At 72.6% G+C, this 16,567-nt stretch carries 17 protein-coding genes; 8 read left to right on the top strand and 9 right to left on the bottom strand.

The window, feature by feature from the left end; genetic code table 11:
• Positions 1–110: 110 nt before the first annotated feature.
• From AB0J40_RS25605 to AB0J40_RS25590, 4 genes are read left to right on the top strand one after another with little or no spacing between them, the layout of a single operon-like run.
• Positions 111–929: an ABC transporter permease gene (locus AB0J40_RS25605; RefSeq protein WP_364457194.1), complete on the top strand. Its 819-nt coding sequence runs from the start codon at positions 111–113 to the stop codon at positions 927–929.
• The gene (locus tag AB0J40_RS25600) at positions 914–1,615 is read left to right on the top strand and encodes an ABC transporter ATP-binding protein (protein WP_364457192.1); all 702 of its coding nucleotides are present in this window, start codon (positions 914–916) and stop codon (positions 1,613–1,615) included. The genes AB0J40_RS25605 and AB0J40_RS25600 overlap by 16 nt, the downstream gene beginning before the upstream one ends.
• A complete protein-coding gene (locus AB0J40_RS25595) occupies positions 1,602–2,612 on the top strand; it encodes an ABC transporter substrate-binding protein (RefSeq protein ID WP_364457191.1) in 1,011 nt (336 codons plus the stop codon). The genes AB0J40_RS25600 and AB0J40_RS25595 overlap by 14 nt, the downstream gene beginning before the upstream one ends.
• A complete protein-coding gene (locus tag AB0J40_RS25590; protein WP_364457189.1) occupies positions 2,609–3,712 on the top strand; it encodes an LLM class flavin-dependent oxidoreductase in 1,104 nt (367 codons plus the stop codon). Before AB0J40_RS25595 ends, AB0J40_RS25590 begins: the two co-directional genes overlap by 4 nt.
• On the opposite strand, the gene AB0J40_RS25585 is transcribed toward AB0J40_RS25590, so the two are convergent.
• The 5 genes from AB0J40_RS25585 to AB0J40_RS25565 form a co-directional block, all read right to left on the bottom strand.
• Entirely contained in the window at positions 3,709–4,299 is a 591-nt protein-coding gene (locus AB0J40_RS25585) for a class F sortase (RefSeq protein WP_364457187.1), read from the bottom strand. The genes AB0J40_RS25590 and AB0J40_RS25585 overlap by 4 nt on opposite strands.
• Positions 4,289–5,134 carry a DUF4397 domain-containing protein gene (locus AB0J40_RS25580; protein WP_364457186.1) on the bottom strand — a complete coding sequence of 282 codons (846 nt, stop codon included), beginning with the start codon at positions 5,132–5,134 and terminating at the stop codon, positions 4,289–4,291. The genes AB0J40_RS25585 and AB0J40_RS25580 overlap by 11 nt, the downstream gene beginning before the upstream one ends.
• 19 nt (positions 5,135–5,153) lie before the next feature.
• Positions 5,154–6,962 (bottom strand): glycosyl transferase, encoded by a 1,809-nt coding sequence (locus tag AB0J40_RS25575; protein ID WP_364457185.1) that lies wholly within the window; start codon positions 6,960–6,962, stop codon positions 5,154–5,156.
• A 95-nt stretch (positions 6,963–7,057) separates the two neighbouring features.
• Entirely contained in the window at positions 7,058–7,843 is a 786-nt protein-coding gene (locus tag AB0J40_RS25570; protein WP_364457183.1) for an IclR family transcriptional regulator, read from the bottom strand.
• A gap of 58 nt (positions 7,844–7,901) precedes the next feature.
• The gene (locus tag AB0J40_RS25565) at positions 7,902–8,492 is read right to left on the bottom strand and encodes a helix-turn-helix domain-containing protein (protein WP_364457181.1); all 591 of its coding nucleotides are present in this window, start codon (positions 8,490–8,492) and stop codon (positions 7,902–7,904) included.
• Positions 8,493–8,578: 86 nt separating this feature from the next.
• Between AB0J40_RS25565 and AB0J40_RS25560 the strand changes: the two genes are divergently transcribed.
• The 4 genes from AB0J40_RS25560 (at position 8,579) to AB0J40_RS25545 (ending at position 13,386) form a co-directional block, all read left to right on the top strand.
• Positions 8,579–9,511 carry an oxygenase MpaB family protein gene (locus AB0J40_RS25560; RefSeq protein ID WP_364457179.1) on the top strand — a complete coding sequence of 311 codons (933 nt, stop codon included), beginning with the start codon at positions 8,579–8,581 and terminating at the stop codon, positions 9,509–9,511.
• A 9-nt stretch (positions 9,512–9,520) separates the two neighbouring features.
• Positions 9,521–10,546 (top strand): LLM class F420-dependent oxidoreductase, encoded by a 1,026-nt coding sequence (locus AB0J40_RS25555; protein WP_364457177.1) that lies wholly within the window; start codon positions 9,521–9,523, stop codon positions 10,544–10,546.
• Positions 10,547–10,667: 121 nt separating this feature from the next.
• Positions 10,668–11,981, top strand: a complete 1,314-nt coding sequence (locus AB0J40_RS25550) for an MFS transporter (RefSeq protein ID WP_364457175.1) — start codon at positions 10,668–10,670, stop codon at positions 11,979–11,981.
• Positions 11,968–13,386, top strand: coding sequence for an aminotransferase class V-fold PLP-dependent enzyme (locus AB0J40_RS25545; RefSeq protein ID WP_364457174.1), 1,419 nt, complete (start codon positions 11,968–11,970; stop codon positions 13,384–13,386). Before AB0J40_RS25550 ends, AB0J40_RS25545 begins: the two co-directional genes overlap by 14 nt.
• Before the next feature lies 1 nt (position 13,387).
• Here AB0J40_RS25545 and AB0J40_RS25540 read toward each other — a convergent pair whose 3' ends face one another.
• The 4 genes from AB0J40_RS25540 to AB0J40_RS25525 are packed head-to-tail and all read right to left on the bottom strand — an operon-like array spanning position 13,388 to position 16,533.
• Positions 13,388–13,660, bottom strand: coding sequence for a DUF6295 family protein (locus AB0J40_RS25540; protein ID WP_364457173.1), 273 nt, complete (start codon positions 13,658–13,660; stop codon positions 13,388–13,390).
• Positions 13,661–13,673: 13 nt separating this feature from the next.
• Entirely contained in the window at positions 13,674–14,414 is a 741-nt protein-coding gene (locus AB0J40_RS25535; protein WP_364457171.1) for a dienelactone hydrolase family protein, read from the bottom strand.
• Positions 14,411–16,096: an MFS transporter gene (locus tag AB0J40_RS25530; RefSeq protein ID WP_364457169.1), complete on the bottom strand. Its 1,686-nt coding sequence runs from the start codon at positions 16,094–16,096 to the stop codon at positions 14,411–14,413. Before AB0J40_RS25530 ends, AB0J40_RS25535 begins: the two co-directional genes overlap by 4 nt.
• Positions 16,097–16,098: 2 nt before the next feature.
• Positions 16,099–16,533 (bottom strand): MarR family transcriptional regulator, encoded by a 435-nt coding sequence (locus AB0J40_RS25525; RefSeq protein ID WP_364457167.1) that lies wholly within the window; start codon positions 16,531–16,533, stop codon positions 16,099–16,101.
• Positions 16,534–16,567 lie beyond the last annotated feature (34 nt).

Genomic DNA, 16,567 nt, shown 5'->3' with positions numbered 1-16,567 from the left:
GGCTGAAACCCCGCGGTTTCACGGACTGGGCACCGATTGACTTGGCCCGCCCGGGGCCCGATGGTCGGGACCACTCAGGTCCCGAACATCCCCGTCCCCGGGAGAAATCCGTGTCGATCTCCACCACGGGCGTGCTCCCGCGCGCCCGGAAACGCGCCGAACGGCCCCCGCGCCGAAGCGCACACCGGCCCGACCTGCGGCGCTGGATCAGCCCGGTGGTGCTCGTCGCCGCCTGGCAGATCGCCAGTGCCACCGGCGTCCTGCCACCCGACAAGCTCAGTTCACCGTGGACGGTGGTGCAGGCCGGCGTCGAGGTCGCGCGCAGCGGCGAGCTCGGTGACGCCTTCGCCGTGTCGCTCGGGCGCGTCGGCGCCGGGTTCGCGATCGGCGCCCTCGTCGGCGCGGTGCTGGGCATCGTGTCCGGGCTGTCCCGCTGGGGCGAGGTGCTGGTCGACCCGCCGGTCCAGATGCTGCGCACGCTGCCGTTCCTGGGCCTGATCCCGCTGTTCATCCTGTGGTTCGGGATCGGCGAGGAGACCAAGATCGTGCTGGTCGCGCTCGGGGTGGCGTTCCCGCTCTACCTCAACGTCCACTCGGGAATCCGCGGCGCCGACCCGAACCTCGTCGAGGCGTCGCGGGCGCTCGGGTTCAGCCGCGCGGAACGGCTCTGGCACGTGGTGATCCCGGGCGCGCTGCCGCAGGCGCTGGTCGGGCTCCGGCAGTCGCTCGGGATCGCCTGGCTGGCGTTGATCGTCGGCGAGACGGTCAACGCCGACGCCGGCGTCGGCTACCTGATCAACAACGCGCGGGAGTTCCTGCGCACCGACGTCGTGGTCGTCGGCCTCGTCCTGTACGCCCTGCTCGGCCTGGTCACCGACGCGCTGGTTCGGCTGCTCGAACGGAAGGTGCTGCGGTGGCGAACCCGGTAGCCGAGGTCCGGAACCTCACGAAGAAGTTCGGCGACCGGACCGTCCTGAGTGGACTGGAGCTGACCGTCGGACGCGGCGAGTTCGTCGCCCTGCTGGGCCGCAGCGGCTCCGGCAAGTCGACGCTGCTGCGGGTGCTCGCGGGCCTCGACGACGACGTGGACGGCCAGGCCACCGTGGCCGGAACCGTCTCCGTCGCCTTCCAGCAGCCGCGGCTGCTGCCCTGGCGGAAGGTCTGGCGCAACGTCGTCCTCGGCCTGCGTCAGGACGGCGTCTCGAAGGCCCGCAACCGCGCGCTGGCCGAGAAGGCCCTGGCCGAGGTGCACCTGACCGGGCACGCCGACGACTGGCCGCTGACGCTGTCCGGCGGCGAGGCCCAGCGCGTCTCGCTGGCCCGCGCCCTGGTCCGCGAACCCGGCCTGCTCCTGCTCGACGAGCCGTTCGGCGCCCTCGACGCGCTGACGCGGATCGCGATGCACGGGCTGGTCGTGGACCTGTGGCGGCGGCACCAGCCCGGCGTGCTGCTGGTGACCCACGACGTCGACGAGGCCCTGCGGCTCGCCGGCCGGGTCCTGGTGCTCGACGGCGGCCGGATCGTGGCCGAGCACCGGCCGCGCGAAGCCGATCACGACGACCTTCGCCGGCGCGTGCTGGCGGACCTGGGGGTGACCGAAGATGCGGTGGCGTAACGGAATCGCGGTGGTCGCGGCGGCACTGGCGCTGGCCGGGTGCGGCTCGGCGACCGGTGCCGATCAGGCGGCCGTGCCGGGCCCGGTGAGCGCGGCGGACCTGGCCAAGGTGACGCTCAAGGTCGGCGACCAGAAGGGCGGCGTGAAATCGCTGCTCACCGCGGCCGGCCAGCTCGACGGCACGCCGTACAAGATCGAATGGTCGACGTTCACCTCCGGTCCGCCACTGCTCGAAGCTGCGTCGGCCGGCGCGATCGACACCGGCCGCGTCGGCAACACGCCGCCGATCTTCGCGGCCGCGGCGAAGGCGAAGATCAAGGTCATCAGCGTCTCGCGCAGCAACGTGGAGCGGGAGGCCATCCTCGTCCCGCCCGATTCGACGCTGCCGAACGTCGCCGCGTTGAAGGGCAAGACGATCGGGGTCGCCAAGGGCTCGTCGGCCCACGGCCAGCTGCTGAACACGTTGCACAACAACGGGTTGTCCACGAAGGACGTGAAACTGAGCTTCCTGCAGCCGTCGGAGGCCTACGCCGCGTTCACCCAGCACACGATCGACGCCTGGGCGATCTGGGACCCCTACACCGCGCAAGCCCAGATCGAAGCGCACGCCCGGGTGCTGGCCGACGGCCGGGGCGCCTCGAACGGCCTCGGCTTCCTGACCGCGAGCACCGCCGCGCTGGCCGATCCCGGCAAGAACTCGGCGCTGCGGGACTTCGCCGTCCGGGTCGTCAAGGCGCAGAAGTGGGCCGACACGCACCGGCCGGACTGGGCCCGCGCGTGGGCGAAGGAGACCGGGCTGAAGCTCGAAGTCGCGCAGAAGGCCGTCGACGCGGGCCGCGACCGGCCGATCGCGCTGGACGATTCCGTGGTGGCGTCCGAACAGCAGCTCGCGGACGCGTTCACCGAAGAGAAGACGCTGCCGGGCAAGGTGGACTTCGCCGCGTTCGCCGACCGGCGGTTCGCCCCCGAGCTGGACCAGGCTAGGAGCAACGGATGACCATCGCGCTGCACTGGTTCCTGCCCACCAGCGGCGACGGCCGCACGATCGTGGAGCGCTTCCACGCCAACCGGTCCCAGGGCCCGTCGGCGCAGCGGCAACCCGACCTGGACTACCTGGCCCAGGTGGCGCGCGCCGCCGAGCGGCAGGGCTTCGAAGGCGTTCTCACCCCGACCGGCACGTGGTGCGAGGACGCGTGGCTGACCACGGCCGCGCTGATCCGCGAGACGAAGCGGCTGAAGTTCCTCGTCGCGTTCCGCCCCGGCGTCATCTCACCGACCCTGGCCGCGCAGATGGCCGGCACCTTTCAGCGTCTCTCGGAAGGCCGGGTGCTGCTCAACATCGTCACCGGCGGCGACGCGGTCGAGCAGCGGCGCTTCGGCGACTGGCACGACCACGACGCCCGGTACGCGCGCACGGACGAGTTCCTGACGATCGTGCGCGGCGTCTGGTCCGGGCAGCCGTTCGACTTCGCGGGCGAGCACCTGCGCGTCGAAGGCGCGACGACGCTGGCCGCGCCGGACCCGGTGCCGCCGATCTACTTCGGCGGTTCGTCGCCCGCGGCGCTGCCGGTCGCCGCGCGGCACGCCGACGTCTACCTGACCTGGGGCGAGCCGCCCGCGCAGGTCGCGGAGAAGATCGGCAAGGTACGCGAGCTGGCGGGCGACCGGCCGATCCGGTTCGGCGTCCGGCTCCACACGATCTCGCGCGACACCTCGGCCGAGGCGTGGGCGGAGGCGCAGAAGCTGCTGGACGCGTTGAGCCCCGAGCAGGTCGCCAAGGCGCAGGCGCAGCTGGCGGCGAGCGAGTCGGTCGGGCAGCAGCGGATGGTCGCGCTGCACGGCGGCCGGACCGACGGCGGCGTGCGCGGGCTGGAGATCCACCCGAACCTGTGGGCGGGCGTCGGCCTGGTCCGCGGCGGCGCGGGCACCGCGCTCGTCGGCAGCCACGAAGAGGTCGCGGACCTGATCGAGGAGTACCACAGCATCGGCGTGCGCGAGTTCGTGCTGTCGGGCTACCCGCACCTGGAGGAGGCGTACTGGTTCGGCGACGGCGTCCGGCCCGAGCTGGCCCGGCGCGGGCTGCTCAAGGAGTACTAGCCCCAGCGGGTCGAGGCGTAGACGACGATGTTGTCCCGATAGGACCGTTTCGCCGCGTCGAAGCTGCCGCCGCAGGTGATCAGCCGCAGCGCGCTGCCCGGTGCGGGCCCGTACACCGCGTCGGTCGGGAACGCGTTCTTCGGGTAGCGCTGGACGGCGTCCACGACGAACCGCGCCTGGACGCCGTCCGACCGCCCGACGAACACCTCGTCGCCGTCGCGCAGGTCGCGCAGCCGGAAGAACGGCGCCGGGCCGGACCGGGAGTCGACGTGCGCGGCGATCACCGCCGGCCCGGGGTCGCCCGGCACCGGGCCGGCGGCGTACCACCCGACGTCCTCGAAGCGCGCCGGTGCTTCGAGCTGGTGGTCCGCGCCCAGCCCGAGCGGGACGAGCGCGGGCGCGTCGACGCCGATCGCCGGGATCCGCAGCCGCACCGGGCGGACGTCGGCCGCCGTGGGCAGCGGCTTCGGCCCGGTCGCCACCTCGGTCGTGGTCACCACCGCCGGCGGTGCCACCGGTGCCGGCGCCGGGGCACAGCCCGCCACGAGCAACGCCGCGACGAGCAGTGCTCCGAGGTCAGCGCGCACGAGCCGCCCGGCGTCCCACGAGCAGCGCGGCCAGCAGCCCGATCGCCGCGAAGGCGGGCCAAAGCGGCGACCCGGACGGCGACGCCGTACCACCGCCACCGGTTTCGACGCCCAGCTTCGGCGGCTCGGGCAGCGAAGCGCCGTCGGAAATCGGGTTCGCCTTCAGCACGCCGTTGTTCTCGAGGACGAACACGCTCGTCGAACTGCCGGCCTTGACGTCGATCTCGGGGCTGGTCTTGGCCGTGCCACTGCGCAGCTGCAGCGGCCAGCGCCCCTCCGGCACGTCGACGTAGGGCGAGGTGAAGCCGTAGGGCGCGTCCTTGGCGAGCAGGACGCCGGGGCCGTCGACGGAGACCGGCGCGATCGCCGCCGACCCTTCGACGATCCGGAGCCGGCCCTTGCCCGCCGCGGGCGCGGTGAGGTCGTCGGTCACCAGGGTGCCCTTGAGCGTGTTGCCGGGACCGTTCGCGAAGACCAGCAGCGAGTACGCGGACTGCCCGGCGATCTCGATCGTCGCCGACAGCGCGGGCGGGGTGCTCGACGCGGCGTCGGCGGGGCGCATCGACAGCGTGTACTTGCCGGGATCGAGTGAGGAGTACGGCGTGACGGCGCCGTAGCCGGCCTTGCGGATGACGACCTTCTCGGCCTGGCCGAACGGCGCGAAGTAGATGTCGACCGGCGGGACCTTGGGGGAGAGGTGGCCGACCCGGATCCAGCCGACGCCCGGGCCGGGGGCGGTCGCCGCATCGGCCGTGACCGGCGTCAGCGCGACGAGGAGGAGGGCCGCGGCGGTCAGCCCGCCGGGTCTGAGCAGGAGCTGGGGCAGAGTGCGCATCGTCGGGCCTCTTTTGCCGTCAGGGGGAGGAGAACGGGACGAGCAGTCCCGGGGGTGCGAACAGCGGGTAGGTGACCAGCACGCCGCCGCCGGTCCGGGTGACCGACGAGGGGCGGAACAGGTCGCGCTGGCCGGTGTAGAACGCGGCCGCGCCGTCTTCGCCGCCGGTCAGCAGCACCCGGCGGCGGGGTTGCCCGGCGGGGTCTTCGCCGGGGACTTCGGGGAACGCCGCGACCCGGACCGGCTGCAGCGCCGCGAGCGCGGCGATCGTCGCGATCAGCCGGGGGTCGACGCGGCCCGCGCGCAGCGGGCCGGCGGCGTCGGAGGTGACCGTGATCCGGGTCGAGGCCAGCAGGGCTTCGCCCGCGTGGGCGCGGGCCGACGATTCCGAGGGCGCGGCCGGGTCTGCGGGCGGCAGCCCGAGGCGCGAGACGGTGACGCGGTCGTCGCCGGTGCCGAACACCGCGGTCGCGGCGGCGGTCTCGAACGCGGTGCCGATGTCCGGGTACCGGTGCCGCAGACCGGTCTCGCCGGCGGTGAACACGGCCCAGTCGGCGGGTGGGCAGCGGTCGGCGCACGCGGCGGCCGAGACGAGCATGCCGGTCGGCCAGCCCGCCCTCGCCAGCTCGGCCCAGGCGGCGTCGCCGACCAGCAGGCGGGAGCCGGAAGCGTTGACCCGCAACCAGTCCCGTGCCTCGGCGAGGGGTCCGCTCGGGCCGGCCGCGGGCCGCAGAGCGGGGTAGCCGTACGCCCAGCCGACGGCGATCGTCGCGGCCAGCACGACCGCGGCCAGTGCGACACCGGTGCCGCGCCGCGTTTCCCACCGGTGGGCCGCGCCGCGCTGCCGGGTCACGGCCTGGACGACGCCGGCCAGCAGCAGCGGCGTCACCGGCAGCAGCAGGGCGAGCACCGCGGTGTCCGGGACCCCGGGCACGAGCAGGGTGCCGGCCAGCAGCAGGCCGGACACGGCGAACGGCCGCAGCGACCGCACCGCGAGGGCGGCCACCAGCGCGACGGTCGACAGGACCGCCCAGGACGGGTCGAGCGCGACCCAGTCGGCGACCGAGGGACGACCGGCGGCCGCGAGGTGCGGCCGCAGGAGACCCGCCGCGGGACCGAACGCGAGGCCGAGCCCGAGGTTGAGCAGCACCGCCACGAGCGCGGCCCGCACGGGCGCGCGCCGCACCAGCAGCCAGCCGGCCGCGGGCAGGAAGACCAGCGCCAGCGGCGAAGTGAGCACCGCCGCCAGCAGGCAGAGCGCGGCGAAGACGTCGTGCCGGATCCGCGCGCCGGGCCGGGTGAGCAGCACCAGCGCGCCCAGCGCCCACACCGCCGCCAGGTGCTCGACGACGACCAGCCGCTGCAGGCCGAGCGCCAGCGGGGACGCCGCGAGCAGCAGCACCGCGGCCGCCGCCGCCCACCGCGTCAGGCCGAGCCGGCGGGACAGGACCCACAGCAGCAGGGCGCCGGCCACCGCGACGACGAGCATCGCCTCGCGGACCGCCGCGAGCGCCGTGGCCGAGCGCCCGAAGGCGTCCGAGAGCATCGTGTACGCCGAAAGCTGCCACCAGCCGAACGGGCTGGCCCCGGCGCCGCCCGCGTCGGTGAAGGCCGTGAGGTGCCCGAGCGCGTACGCGTGCGCGACGTTCGCGGCTTCGGCGGGCAGGGCGGGTGCCGGCGCGGCGAGGTAGAGCACCCGCAGGCCGCCGGCCAGCGCCAGCAGCGCGAGCACGGTGTCGAGCGACAGCAACCGGTGCGCGGCCGCCGGTTCGGAGAGCGTCGCGGGGGAGCGGCCCGAAACCGTCGTCCCCCGGCTGTGCTGGGCCATTGGACGGATCGTAGCCGCTCCCGATCAGCCGTCCAGCTCGGGAGGGTTACGTCAGCCGGTCGGCCCAGTGACTGCGAAAGCCTTGTCCCGCAAGATTATTTCCGACTGTCCGGAGTGGATCCGGAGAGTGTCCGGGTCAACGCGAGCGCGACCGTCCGGACGGCGGGCGCGACCCGTTCGGTCCGCATCCGGTTGGCCCAGCCGGAAATCGAGACCGCGGCCACCGCTTCGCCGCGCGCGTCGAGCAGCGGGCTCGCCGCGCACACGACGCCGACGCCGGATTCCTCGCGCTCCAACGCGATCCCGTCTTCGCGGACCCGCGTCAGCTGACGGCGCAGCAGACCGGGCGCGGTGATCGTCTTGGGGCTCATCCTGGGCAATCCGGCGTCGATCACCTTGTCCACCACGGATTCCGGAGAAAACGCCAGGATCGCCTTGCCGACTCCGGTCGCGTGCGCGGGGAACCGGCCGCCGATGCGCGACGGCAGGGTCGGCGCGTCCGGGCCGCGCAGCACGTCGAGGTAGACGACCTCGGTGCCCTCGAGGATCGCGAGGTGGACGGTGTTGCGGGTCGCCTCGCGCAGGTCGGCGAGGTACGGCCGGGCCGCTTCGACCAGCCCGCGGCGCGGCGAGGCCAGTTGGCCGATTTCGAACAGCCGCAGCCCCAGCCGCACCGCACCCCCCTCGCGGGTGAGCAGCCCCGTGTCGGCGAGGTGACCCGCCAACCGGTGCACGGTCGTCTTCGCCAGGCCGGTCCGGCGGGCCAGCTCGGAGACGCCGAGTGCCTCGTCGCCCGGCCGGAAGGCCTCCAGTAGCGCGGCGAGCCGGGCCGCGACGAGACCGTCGCCGCTCGCGCCGTCGTTCCGCCCAGCGGTACGCATGGGTTGAGTGTGCCCGATCTCCCGCGCGACTGTCACGAGGTCGGCAAGGAGGTGGACGTCAGTGGTCGTCGGCGCCGAGCACGAGTTTCACGCAGTGGGCGACGAGCCGCTCGCGCGAGACCTTCAGCGAGCCGTCGAGGTAGGCGATGAAGACGTTGCTGAGCGCGCCCACCAGCCCGATCGCGACCATCCGGCGTTCGGTCTCGTCGCCGTGGGACAGCTGCTCGCCGACGAGCGCGGCGAACACCGGCAGCAGGTGCAGGCCCCGGCGGGTGAGCGCGGGGTCGGTCAGCGGCGCGAGCAGCAGGATCCGGCCCTTGCGGGGGTCGTCGACGATCAGCTCGACGAACGCGCGCACGGCGTGCTCGGCGCGCAGCACCGGGGTCGGCGCGTCCCGGACCGCGTCGACGAGGGCCTGCCGGGCCTGCTCGCCGACCTGCTCGTAGACGGCGGCGACGAGCTCCTCGCGGTCGGTGAAGCTCTCGTAGAAGTAGCGCTCGGTGAGCTTCGCGTGCCGGCACACGGCGCGGACGCTCGTCCCGGCCGAGCCCTCGGTGCCCAGCAGCTCCAGGCCTGCGGAGACGAGCTGCGCGCGCCGCTGCGCCTTCCGGTCGTCCAGGGTCGTGCCCGCCCACGTGCGGCCCGGCATGATCACTCCTCGGTTGACTACGTGTGTTGTCAGATCCTAGCCTGACAACAGCCGTGGTCAGTTTCGACTCGACGAGGAGTGCGCCGATGGACGTCCCCCAGCCGCTGGGCCCCGACTCGCTGACGTGGAAGTACTTCGGCGACTGGCGGGGCCTGCTCATCGCGCTGTGGGCGGGGTCCATGCAGAACATGCACCCGGGCCTCGGCGCCGGCGTCGAACAGCACTCGCGGTTCTTCGAGGAGCGCTGGCAGCGGCTCTTCCGGTCGCTCTACCCGATCGGCGGGGTCGTCTACGACGGCCCGCGCGCCCACCGGACGGCCCTGGAAGTCCGCGGCTACCACGACCGCATCAAGGGCGTCGACGCGCGGGGCCGCCGCTACCACGCCCTCGACCCGGACACCTACTACTGGGCGCACTCGACGTTCTTCGTCAGCACGATCCTCATCGCCGACCACTTCATGGGCGGCATCGGCGAGGCGGAGAAGCGGCGGCTGTTCGACGAGCACGTCACGTGGTGGCGGATGTACGGCATGACCATGCGGCCGGTGCCCGAAAGCTGGGAGGACTTCCAGCGCTACTGGAAGCACATGTGCGCCGAGGTCCTGGAGGACAACAAGGCCACCAGGGACGTCCTCGACCTGCGGGGGATCGCCAAGCCGCCGTTCCTGCCCTGGCTGCCGGACCTGCTGTGGCGGCCGGTGAGCGCGGTGATCGCGAAGAACTTCGTCTGGCTGACGATCGGGCTCTACGACCGCGAGATCCGCGACCTGCTCGGCTTCCGCTGGTCGGAGCGGGACGCCCGGCGGCACCGCCGCGTGGGCAAGCTGATCAACGCCGTGTTCAAGCTCGTCCCGCACGACCGCCGGTACCACCCGCGGGCCCGCGCCGGCTGGCGCCGCGAGCGCGGCGAGGTGGCTCCGGACGCGCCGGTGGTCGAGACTCCACCCAGGAACCTGCCGCCGCTGTCCGAGCGGGGCAAGCCGGAGCACTACGCGCCGAACGTCCGTCGAACCACCTAGGAGGCATTCGTGAAGCTGGGATTCCACGTCGGGTACTGGGGCAGCGGCCCGACCCCGGGCGCGCTGGAAGCCGTGGTGAAGGCCGAGGAGCTCGGCTTCGACTCGGTGTGGACGGCGGAGGCGTACGGCTCGGACGCGTTCACGCCGCTGGCCTGGTACGGCGCGTCCACCAGCCGGATCCGGCTCGGCACGAACATCGTGCAGATGTCCGCGCGCACCCCGACGGCGACGGCGATGAGCGCGATGACGCTCGACCACCTCTCCGGCGGCCGGATGGTGCTCGGGCTGGGCGCGTCCGGCCCGCAGGTCGTCGAGGGCTGGTACGGGCAGCCGTACCCGAAGCCCCTGGCGCGGACGCGGGAGTACGTGGACATCGTGCGGCAGGTGATCGCGCGCGAGGCCCCCGTGACGATCGACGGCCAGCACTTCCAGCTCCCGCTCAAGGGTGGCACCGGTCTGGGCAAGGCGCTGAAGCCGACCGTGCACCCGCTGCGCAAGGAGATCCCCATCTACCTGGCCGCGGAGGGCCCGAAGAACGTCGCCCTCTCGGCCGAGATCGGCGACGGCTGGCTCCCGCTGTTCTTCTCCCCGAAGAGCAACGGCTTCTACAAGGCCGCCCTGGAGGAGGGCTTCGCCCGCGAAGGGGCGCGGCACACCCTGGAGACGTTCGAGGTGCCGTGTTCGATCCCGGTGATCGTGCACGACGACGTCGAGGAGGCGGCGAGCTGGATCAAGCCGTCGCTGGCGTTGTACATCGGCGGCATGGGCGCGAAGAGCGTGAACTTCCACCACGACGTCTTCGCCCGCCTCGGCTACGAGGACGTCGCCGACAAGGTCCAGGAGCTGTACCTGGCCGGCCGCAAGGACGAGGCGACCGCGGCGATCCCGACGTCGCTGGTCGAGGACACCTCGCTGATCGGGCCGCCGGCGAAGATCCGCGACGAGCTGCAGGCCTGGGAGGAAACGGTGGTCACGCAGCTGCTCCTGCGCGGTGACGCGGCGGCACTGGAGAAGATCGCCCGCGCGCTCGGCTAGCGCGGGCCCCTGTCGTGGCCTTGGTCACGACGATGGCACGATTCCCCTCGACCACTACCGGGTGCGCGCCGAGATCGAATACTCATGGCCTGCACCCGGTACGCCTGTTTCGAGGAGGACCATGGCGACGCTGTCCGGCCGGACGAGGTTCCGCTATTCGCTCGGCTCGTTCGTCACCGGGTCCTTCGGCACGGTGCCCGGCCTGGTCCTGGTCAAGTACCTGACCGACACCATGGCCGTGCCCGCCGGCTGGGCCGCCGCCATCGTGTTCGTGCCCAAGGCCTGGGACTTCTTCTTCAACCCGGTCGCCGGCCGGCTGTCCGACGCCGACCTGCTCAAGACCGGCAGCCGGCGCCGCTTCCTGCTGATCGGCGGTGTCGGCGTCGCGATCCTGTTCGCGGCGATGTTCGCCCACCCCGGCTTCGGGAACCCGCTGCCGGACGCGCTGTACGTGGCGGTCCTGTTCGCCGCCTGCGCCACGGCGTACGCGCTGTTCCAGGTCCCGTTCAACGCGCTGCCCGCCGAGCTGACCGAGGACGCGACCGAGCGCACCAAGCTCACCAGCGTCCGGATCGGCGTGCTGGCCGTGACGATCCTGGTCTGCGGCGGCGGCGCCCCGGCGATCACCGCCGCGATCGAGGGCGTCGCCGGCTACCGGGTGATGGCCGTGGTGATCGGGCTGATCGTGCTGGCCGCGACGCTGCTGGTGTACTTCGGGCTCAAGGACGCGCCCGTCGGTTCGCTGCGGCCGAACACCGTGAGCCTGAAGGAACTCGTCAGCACGCTGGCCGGCTGGCGGCCGTTCCGGTGGCTGCTCGGCACGTACTTCATCCAGGCGCTGGGCATCGGCACCGTGCTCGCCGCGATCCCGTTCTTCGCCCAGCGCATCCTCGGCGACGACGCCTACGGCACGATCCTGTTCGTCATCTTCGTCGGCCCGGCCCTGGTCACCATGCCGCTGTGGCCGCGCCTGGGCGACCGCGTCGGCAAGCTGAACGGCTTCCGCCTCGCGACCGGGGCGTTCGCGATCGGCCTGCTGGGACTGGTGTTCGCCCAGTCGATCCCGCTGGTGCTGACGTTCGTCTTCGTGGCGCTGTGCGGCGTCGGGTACGCCGGGATCTCGGTGTTCCCGCTGGCCATCCTGCCGGACCTGATCACCGCCGAGGAGGAACGCACCGGCGAGACCCGCGCGGGGATCGCGGCCGGCGTGTGGACGGCGGGGGAGACGCTCGGGCTGGCCTTCGGCGGCGGGCTGTGGGCGCTGATCCTCGCGTTCGGCGGGTACGTGTCGAGCACGGACGCCACGGCGTTCCAGCCGCACAGCGCGATCGTCGCGATCCTGATCGGGTCGTCGGTCATCCCCGGCCTGCTGATCGCGCTGGCGCTGCCGCTGCTGCGGCGCAAGGTCCTGGAGCCGCGGCATGAGCCGGCCTGACGACGTCCTCGCGGAACTGCGCGAGCTGCGGGCGGGTGACCTGCCGACGCACGGCGGCCGCACCCTGGCGTACGTCTACGACAGTGGTCTGTCCGAAGTGGACTCCCTTGGCGCGGCCGCGCACGCGCTGGCGTCGTCGGCCAACGGCCTCGACCCGACGGCGTTCCCGAGCCTGCTGCGCATGGAGAACGACCTCGTCTCCGCGGCTTCCGCGTTGCTCGGCGACGTTCCCGGCGTGGTCGGGTCCGTGACCTCCGGCGGCACGGAGTCGTGCCTGCTGGCGGTGCTCGCGGCTCGGGACGCGCACCCGGAGATCGCGGCGCCGTCGATCGTGCTGCCGACGACCGCGCACGCGGCGTTCCACAAGGCGGCGCACCTGTTCGGGCTGCGGCGGATCGACGTCCCGGTCGACCCGGTGACCTTCCGCGCCGACCCGGCGGCGATGGCCGCGGCGATCGACGGCTCGACGGTGCTGGTGGTGGCGAGCGCGCCGTCGTACGCGCACGGCGTGCTCGACCCGATCGCCGAAATCGCCGCGGCGGCTTCGGCGCGCGGGGTCCGGATGCACGTCGACGCGTGCATCGGCGGCTGGGTGCTGCCGTACTTCGCCCGTCTCGGCGCCGACGTGCCGCCGTTCGACTTCCGCGTCCCCGGCGTCACGAGCATCTCGGTGGACCTGCACAAGTACGCGTACTGTCCAAAGGGGACGTCGGTGCTGCTGCACGCGTCGGCGGAGCTGCGGCGTTCGCACTACTTCGCCAGTGCGGCCTGGCCCGGCTACACGATGCTGAACACGACGATCCAGAGCACCCGCTCGGGCGGTCCCCTCGCGGCGGCGTGGGCGGTGGTGCGCCACCTCGGCTCCGAGGGCTACCTGGCGTTGGCGGAGTCCACGCGGGAAGCGGTTTCCCGGATCCGGTCCGGCATCTCCGAAGTGCCGGGCCTGCGGGTACTGGGCGACCCGGTGTCGACGCTGATCGCGTTCACCGGTGCCGAAGACGGCTTCGACCTGTTCACCGTGGCCGACGAGATGAAGGTCCGGGGCTGGTACGTCCAACCGCAGTTCGCTCATCTGTCGTCGCCGGTGAACCTGCACCTGACGGTGACGGCGGCCAACCACGGCAGCGAGAAGGAGTTCCTGACCGACCTCGCGGCTTCGGTGGACGCGGCCCGCGCGGCGGGACCGGTGGTCGTCGATCCCGCCGTCGCCGAGTTCGTCGCCGCGTTGGATCCGGAGACGCTGACGTCGGAGCAGTTCGCGGGCCTCCTCGCCGCCGCGGGTCTCGGCGGCGCTTCGCGACTGCCGGACCGGATGGCGGAGATCAACGCGCTCCTCGCAACGGCACCGGCGCCGTTGCGGGAGCGGCTGCTGCTCGAGTTCCTGGGCGCGCTCTACACGCCCTGACTCACTGGTTCCGCGAAGCCAGGCCGGCGGGCGCCGACTTGACGGCCGCGTGGATGGCGTCCGCCAGCGCGAGGGCGTCCTCTTCGGTGAGTTCCAGGGCGACGCGAGCCGACGGGCCCAAGCCCGGATTCCGGAAGTCGATGTTCACCGTGTGCGCGTACGGCGCGTGGACCGGGTGGTCGACGTACACGGTTCCCTCGTTCAGCCGGAACCAGCCGCGGGCGCCCTTGCCGCTGCCCTCGAGTTCGAACTTCTCCGTCAGGTAAGTGCACATGAGCGAGGTCCTCTCAGGCGGTCAGCGTGCGGGAGTAGAAGTCGAGGATGCGTTCCCAGCCGTCCTTGGCGGCTTCCGGCCGGTAGCTCGGGCGGTCGACCGCGAAGAACGCGTGGCCCGCGCCCGCGTAGGTGTGGAACTCGTGCTCCTTGCCCAGCTTCTCCAGTTCGGCCGCCAGCACGGCGACCTCGTCCGGGCTCGGGAACTGGTCGTCCGCGCCGAAGATGCCCAGCAGCGGGCACGACAGCTGCGGGGCCAGGCCCAGCAGCGGTTTCATCTGCTTCATGGCCTCCGGCGGGTCGTTGACGACGAAGGCGCCGTAGCAGTCGACGGCCGCGTCGAGGTCCAGGGAACACGCGGACAGGAACGCGTGCCGCCCGCCCGAGCAGTGCCCGATCACGCCGACCCGGCCGTTGGCGTTCTCCAGCGCGCGCAGGTAGTCCGCCGCGCCCGAGACGTCGCCGACCAGGCGGTCGTCCGGGATGCCGCCGGCCGCGCGGACGGTCGCCGCCGCGTCGTCCGGGTCCGCGCCCGGCGCTTCGCGCGTGTACAGGTTCGGGCAAAGCGCGTTGTAGCCCTCGACGGCGAAGCGGCGCACCATCTCCTTCGTCGCCGCGTCGTAGCCGGGCATGTGGTGGATCACCACGACGCCGCCGCGCGGGGTGTCGTCGGTCGGCTTGGCCAGGTACGCCTCGAGCTCGTCCCCGCCGTGGCCGGTGATGGTGACGGTCCCGGCGACGATCTCGTCGGTCATCGGTTCTCCTTCGATCCCTCGGGGGTGTGGAAGTAGCGCTTGCCGCGCGAGGCGGACGCCACCGCGGCGACGACGGCCATCACCGCGGCCGCGGTGAACACGACCACCAGGCCGTGGTGGAACGGGCCGGACACGAGCCGCGGGAAGAACTCCCCGCCGGTGAGCGCGCTCCGGTCGGCCGGGGAGAGGCCGGCCAGGACGTCCGGGCCGAGCAGGTGCCCGACCGGGTTGCTGCCGAGGAACGCCGCGAACAGCGTGCTGACCGGCGGCAGCTGGGCGACGCCGTCGGCGACGGCCGCCGGGACGCCGTGGGCCTGCAGCCCACCGGTCAGCGTCTGCGGGAGCGACGAAGCCAGCCCGGCGATCATCAGCGAGAAGAACACGCCGATGGACAGCGACGTCCCGGAGTTCTGGAACGTCGCCCGCATGCCGGAGGCGACCCCGCGCTGCTCGGTCGGCACGCTGCTCATGATCGCCGACGTGTTGGGCGCGGAGAACATACCCTGGCCGATCCCGCTGACGACGAGCAGCGCGGCGAACGCCGGGTACGGGAAATCGACGGGCAACGCCAGCAGCCCGAGGAACGCCGCCGCGACCAGCAGCAGGCCGCCGGTGGAGAACAGCCGCGCCCCGAACCGGTCGGACAGGTAGCCCGACACCGGCCCGGCGACCAGGAAGCCCACGGTCAACGGCAGCAGGTAGATGCCCGCCCACAGCGGTGTCCGCTCGTAGTCGAAGCCGTGCAGGGGCAGCCAGATGCCCTGCAGCCAGATGATGAGCATGAACTGCATGCCGCCACGAGCCACCGAAGTCAGCAGCGCGGCGATGTTGCCGGCGGCGAACGCGCGGATCTTGAACAGGCCGAGCTGGAACATCGGCGCGGCGACCCGGGTTTCGATGACGCCGAACAGCAGGAGCAGCAGCACGCCGGCGCCGATCCCGCCGAGCACCCACGGGTTGCCCCAGCCGGTGGCGGCGCCGCCGTGGGGCTGGATGCCGTAGGTGATCGCGGCGAGCAGCACTGCGGTCCCGGCGGCGAAGGTGACGTTGCCGCCCCAGTCGACCTTCGCGCGTTTCGGCGTCCCGACCTCGCGGAGGCTGCGGATCGACCAGATCGTGCCGAGCAGCCCGAACGGGACGCTCACCCAGAACACCGCGCGCCAGTCGATCTCGGCGAGCAGCCCGCCGACGACCAGGCCGAGGAACTGCCCGGCCAGCGCGGTGATCTGGTTGACGCCGAGCGCCATCCCGCGCTGCTCGGCGGGGAAGGCGTCGGTCAGGATGGCGGCCGAGTTCGCCGTCAGCATCGACCCGCCGACGGCCTGCACGACCCGCCAGCCGATCAGCCACAGCGCGCCGCCGCCGGCGTGGAACGGGTCGAACGACAAGGCCACCGACGCGACGCTGAAGACGACGAAGCCGAGGTTGTACATCTTGACCCGGCCGAACATGTCCCCGAGCCGTCCGAGCGTCACCACGAGCACGGCCTGCACCAGCAGGTAGCCGAGGATCATCCAGAGCAGGTAGCCGATGTTGCCCGGGGCGAGCGGGTCGAGGCCGATGCCGCGGAAGATCGCCGGCAGCGAGATGATCACGATCGAGCCGTCGAGCGCGGACATCAGCACGCCGAGCGTGGTGTTCGAGAGCGCGACCCACTTGTAGCGGCTCGGGGCTTCGGTCACCGTCACAGCTCGTCCGCCAGCCGTTCGATGAGCGGGATGGCCGTGATCAGCTCGCGTTGCTCGGCCGCGGTGAACTTCTCGGCCAGCGCGCTCGCCATCTTCCGCGTCGTCCGCGAACGGCGGTCGGTGAGCAGCTTGACCCCGGTTTCGGTGACCGACATCAGCACCTTGCGGCCGTCGGAGTCGTCCTTGCGCCGCTCGACGAGCCCACGCTCGACCAGCCCGGCCAGGGTCACGCCCATGGCCTGCGGCTTGACGCGTTCGAGGTCGGCGAGGCACCCCGGGGTGGCCGGGCCCTCCCGGTCGAGCCGGGAGAGCACCGACCGTTCGGGCAGCGTCAGCTCCCCGACGACGTACCCCTGCCGCAACCGCCGGATCACCCGGCCCAGCGCGACGCGCAGGTCCGCGCTCGCCTGGAGGAGCTCCTCGTCCGTCACGATAGTCAACCTAGACTGATAAACCTGGGTTGAT

The organism is Amycolatopsis sp. NPDC049691 (assembly GCF_040675005.1).
Lineage (GTDB): Bacteria > Actinomycetota > Actinomycetes > Mycobacteriales > Pseudonocardiaceae > Amycolatopsis.
This window is presented reverse-complemented; position numbering and strand designations above follow the sequence as displayed.

Bases quoted from the DNA above. Each gene is read 5' to 3' on its own strand.
- AB0J40_RS25575 (WP_364457185.1), bottom strand. From the start codon at position 6,962: ATGGCCCAGCACAGCCGGGGGACGACGGTTTCGGGCCGCTCCCCCGCG.
- AB0J40_RS25565 (WP_364457181.1), bottom strand. From the start codon at position 8,492: ATGCCGGGCCGCACGTGGGCGGGCACGACCCTGGACGACCGGAAGGCG.
- AB0J40_RS25590 (WP_364457189.1), top strand. From the start codon at position 2,609: ATGACCATCGCGCTGCACTGGTTCCTGCCCACCAGCGGCGACGGCCGC.
- AB0J40_RS25595 (WP_364457191.1), top strand. From the start codon at position 1,602: ATGCGGTGGCGTAACGGAATCGCGGTGGTCGCGGCGGCACTGGCGCTG.
- AB0J40_RS25570 (WP_364457183.1), bottom strand. From the start codon at position 7,843: ATGCGTACCGCTGGGCGGAACGACGGCGCGAGCGGCGACGGTCTCGTC.
- AB0J40_RS25540 (WP_364457173.1), bottom strand. From the start codon at position 13,660: ATGTGCACTTACCTGACGGAGAAGTTCGAACTCGAGGGCAGCGGCAAG.
- AB0J40_RS25535 (WP_364457171.1), bottom strand. From the start codon at position 14,414: ATGACCGACGAGATCGTCGCCGGGACCGTCACCATCACCGGCCACGGC.
- AB0J40_RS25560 (WP_364457179.1), top strand. From the start codon at position 8,579: ATGGACGTCCCCCAGCCGCTGGGCCCCGACTCGCTGACGTGGAAGTAC.
- AB0J40_RS25545 (WP_364457174.1), top strand. From the start codon at position 11,968: ATGAGCCGGCCTGACGACGTCCTCGCGGAACTGCGCGAGCTGCGGGCG.
- AB0J40_RS25550 (WP_364457175.1), top strand. From the start codon at position 10,668: ATGGCGACGCTGTCCGGCCGGACGAGGTTCCGCTATTCGCTCGGCTCG.
- AB0J40_RS25580 (WP_364457186.1), bottom strand. From the start codon at position 5,134: ATGCGCACTCTGCCCCAGCTCCTGCTCAGACCCGGCGGGCTGACCGCC.